Below are 4,393 nucleotides of genomic sequence, written 5' to 3' on the forward strand. Positions count from 1 at the left end.
GCAGCAGCACCACCTCGCCAGGGTGAACGCTCAAGCTCGCGCCCGCGGGCACCGGCGTGTCGGCGTCGATGTGGCGCACGGCGACGCCGTTCGCGTGGATGACGGGAGCAGGGGACACGAGACCTCGACCGACGGAAGTGAGCATCACCTAACCTACCCGGCTGTCCGCGGGAGGATCCTGTCAGCGACGGGCGGCGACTCCCGCGCTGCGCAGCCGGGCGCCGACGGCGAGACCGACGGCCGTCCACGCGACGGGGCCGAGCACGCTGATCGTGAGGTACGCCGCCTGAACCCACGGCGCGAAGCTCCCGAGGTCGACGATGAGCGCGACGACGACGGCGATGATCGCACCGACGATGACCGCGGACACGAAGAAGCGCCATGGAGCCCACGACCGGTACCGGGTGAGGGCGGCGACGCCCTCCTGGATGCCGCCGATGAGCAGGGCGGTGCCGATGTAGCGACCCGCCCACTGCGGGCTGGTGGCGCTGGCGACGAGCGCCGCGAGCACGTGCGCGAGCAGCGCCACCCAGGGCAGCCGCACGACCTCCTGCGCGATGATGCCGGGCAGCACGTGCACGCCGAGCACCAGGCCGTAGAGCATCGGTGCGGTCGCGATGACGATCGGGGTGATCCATCCGGCGATGCCCCCGAGGAGCCCGGTGGCGACGCCGATCGCGGCGCAGATCAGCAGGACACGGGTGGAGAGGGCGGATGGTCGGGCGGCCACGTGCTCAGCGTAGCGACGCGTTCTCGTGAGAGTTCTCTCATGAACCGTGGATATGTGTTCGTTGAGAATTCGCTGTGAGGTACCTTCGGGCCCACGCGGCCTCCGGGCCGTGGCACGTGTTCCGACATCCCCCCACGAATGGAGCGCAGTACATGGCACACCTCCGCCTGAAAGCTGCGGCGGCCGTCACCCTGGCCGCACTGATCGTCAGCGGCTCGGCCGCGGCGAGCACCGCAGCCGAGCCCGGCCCCGCCGCGCCCACCCCTCTCGATCTGCCCGACGGCCGCTACATCGTGCTGCTCGACGAGAAGCCCGTCGCCACCTACGAAGGGGGCGAGCCCGGCCTCGCCCCCACCAAGGCGAAGGAGGGCGAACGGCTCGACGCGGCCTCACCGCAGGCGAAGCAGTACTCGAGGTTCCTCCAGAACCGGCAGAAGGATGTCGCCTCCAGCGCCGGAGTGACACCCGACACGACCTACCAGATCACCCTCAACGGCTTCAGCGCGAACCTCAGCGGCGCGCAGGCGTCGAAGCTCAAGGGCACGAAGGGGGTGCTCGGCGTCTACGCCGACGAAGTGCGGCATCCCGATGCCGTCCCGTCGACCCAGTTCCTCGGTCTCGAGGGCGCGGGCGGAGTGTGGGAGGGCGTCGGCGGCATCGACAAGGCCGGCGCGGGCATCGTCGTCGGCGTCGTCGACACCGGCATCTCGCCCGAGAACCCGTCGTTCGCGGGCGACCCGCTGTCGACGACCCCGAGCGACACGCAGCCCTACCTCGCCGCCGGCACCGACGCCGACGGCGCCGCCGTCACGCAGGTGGTCTACAAGAAGTCCGACGGCGGAGAGTTCCGCAGCACGGTCGTCGACAAGCCGGGAGCCGGCAAGGACGCCTGGAGTGCCGAGCAGTACTCGACCAAGCTCGTCGGCGCGCAGTACTTCAGCGAGGGCGCCGCCGCCACCGGGTTCTCGTTCGCCTACGACTNCGGGGTCGACGCGACCGTGGAGGGCGTCGCCTTCGGCGCGATCTCGGGTGTCGCCCCGGCCGCCAAGGTCGCCGCCTACAAGGCCTGCTACGACGGCCCCGATCCGCTCGTCACGACCGACGACATCTGCGCCCTGAGCGACCTGCTCGGCGCGATCGATCAGGCGACGGCCGACGGCGTCGACGTCATCAACTACTCGATCGGCGGCGGGTCGGCGACATCCGTGCTGCAGCCCGACGACATCTCGTTCTACAACGCGGCCGCCGCGGGCGTGTTCGTCTCTGTCAGCGCCGGCAACTCGGGACCGGATGCCTCGACCGCCGACCACGCGTCGCCCTGGTACACGACCGTCGCCGCCTCGACCATCCCGACCTGGGAGGGCACCGTCGAACTGCCGAACGGGTTCCAGAAGGCCGGCGCCTCGGTGAGCGTTCCGTTCGGGGAGCGGGTCACCGGCCCCGTCGTCTACTCCGGCGACGTCGCGCTCGCCGGCAACGCCGACGCGCCGCTGTGCTACCTCGGCTCGCTCGACCCGGCGAAGGTCGCCGGCAAGATCGTCGTCTGCGACCGCGGTTCGAACGCCCGCGTCGAGAAGTCGCAGGCGGTCAAGGAGGCCGGCGGCATCGGTATGATCCTCGTGAACGTCACGCCGGGCTCGCTCGACAACGACTTCCACAGCGTGCCGACCGTGCACCTCCCCGACACCGATCGCACGGCTCTGCTCGACTACGTGCGCGGCACGGCGGACGCGACGGCGACCCTGATCGGCGAGAACGTGACCGGCGTCGAGACACCCACCCCGCAGGTGGCCGGATTCTCGAGCCGCGGCCCGATGCTCGCCGACGGCAGCGACGTCATCAAGCCCGACATCTCGGCGCCCGGCGTCGCGATCCTCGCGGCCACGAACAACGCGCCGGGCGCCGACCCGACGTTCGGCATCCTGTCGGGCACGTCGATGGCGGCGCCCCACATCGCGGGGCTCGCGGCGCTCTACCTCGGTGAGCGACCGAACGCGACGCCCGCCGAGATCAAATCGGCCATGATGACGACGGCCTACGACACGAAGGATGCCGCGGGCGCCGCGGTCACCGATCCGTTCACGCAGGGCGCCGGTCACGTCGACCCGACCGCGTACTTCTCGCCGAGCCTGCTGTACCTGAACGGACCGGCGGACTGGGCGGCCTACCTGCAGGGCCTCGGGCTGCACGACTTCGGCGTCTCGCCCATCGACGCGAGCGACCTCAACCTCGCCTCCATCGGGATCGGCTCGCTGGCCGGCTCGCAGACGGTGACCCGCACGATCACGGCCACCGAGGACGCCACGTTCACCGCGAACGTCGACCTCCCTGGCTTCGACGTCACGGTCGCGCCGTCGACGGTGAGCCTGAAGTCGGGCGAGAAGGCCGACGTGAAGATCACGGTGACCCGCACGGACGCCCCCGTCGAGAAGTGGACCCACGGGTTCCTGAGGTGGACGGGCGGCACGCACGCCGCCCGCTCGCCGATCGCGGTGTACCCGGTCTCGGTCGATGCCCCGGCATCGGTGTCCGGCACAGGAATCTCGGGCACCGCCGACGTGACGGTGACCCCGGCGGTGACCGGCGACCTCGACCTCGCCGTCTCCGGCCTCGCCCCGGCGACTCTGCTGACCGACCCCGACCTGGCCGCCGTGCCCGGTCACTCCGGTGACCAGGACACCTTCTCGGAGGAGGACGGCCAGTACAACGCCTACATGGTGGTGGATGTCCCGCAGGGGTCGACGTATGCCCGGTTCGACGTCGACTCCTCGGATGACACCGGGTCCGACCTCGACCTGACGGTCTACCGGGTGGTGTCGCCGACCGACTGGCGCTACTACGAGAACTGGTCATCGGCGACGTCGTCGGCCGACGAGTCCGTCGCGCTCATCGCGCCGACGGCGGGCACCTACCTTGTGCAGGTCAACCGCTATGCCTTCACGTCGCCGTTCACGTGGGATGCGACGGCTGCGGTCGTCGGCGACGGCGCGGGTGTCGGCTCGCTGACCGCCTCGCCGGACCCGCTGCCGACGACGAGCGGGCAGCCCGCGACCTACACGCTCAGCTGGTCGGGGCTCGACGCGTCCACCCGCTACTTCGGGATCGTGCGCTACGGCGATTCGGCGGCGACGACGGTGCTCACGGTCGACAGCGGTGCGGCCGCTCCGGTCGCCACCGCCCCGCCGACCGTCACGGGCACGCCGAAGGTGGGCAGCACTCTCACCGCGACGGGCGGCACCTGGAATCCCGCGGACGTGACGCTCGCCTATCAGTGGCTGCGCGACGGCTCACCGATCGACGGCGCGACCGGCACGACGTACAAGGTCACCAAGGCCGACGCGGGCACGACGCTGTCGGTCAGGGTGACCGCGACTGCCGCCTCCTCGCCCAACGCCGGCACGGCGGACAGCGCCGGCGTCGTCGTGAAGGCGTCCTCGTCGCTGAGCGTCACCGTGAACCCGTACCTCGGGCGCACGTCGACCACCTTCGTGGTGAACCTCGCGGTGAAGCCGTCCCACGGTCCCGCGGCGACCGGCGCCGTCACGGTGTGGGTCGACGGCCGGAAGTACACGGCCGACCTCGCCGACGGGAAGGCGTCGATCACCCTGCCGAAGCAGTCCCGCGGTGTGCACTTGATCGTCGCCCAATACGGCGGCAGTGCGG

At 71.0% G+C, this 4,393-nt stretch carries 2 protein-coding genes and 1 pseudogene; 2 read left to right on the plus strand and 1 reads right to left on the minus strand.

Annotation, left to right across the window (positions count from 1 at the left end; genetic code table 11):
- Positions 1 to 181: 181 nt before the first annotated feature.
- The gene (locus ASG00_RS11125; protein ID WP_045247532.1) at positions 182 to 730 is read right to left on the minus strand and encodes an ECF transporter S component; all 549 of its coding nucleotides are present in this window, start codon (positions 728 to 730) and stop codon (positions 182 to 184) included.
- Positions 731 to 882: 152 nt separating this feature from the next.
- On the opposite strand from ASG00_RS11125, the gene ASG00_RS18195 reads away from it, so the two are divergent.
- A partial coding sequence (locus tag ASG00_RS18195; protein ID WP_235559509.1) for a protease inhibitor I9 family protein occupies positions 883 to 1,711 on the plus strand: 829 nt, incomplete at its 3' end.
- 1 nt (position 1,712) lies between these two features.
- Positions 1,713 to 4,393 (plus strand): annotated as a pseudogene (locus tag ASG00_RS14570) (S8 family serine peptidase); the annotation flags it as partial.

Origin of the sequence: Microbacterium sp. Leaf351 (assembly GCF_001423825.1) — a bacterium.
Lineage (GTDB): Bacteria > Actinomycetota > Actinomycetes > Actinomycetales > Microbacteriaceae > Microbacterium > Microbacterium ginsengisoli.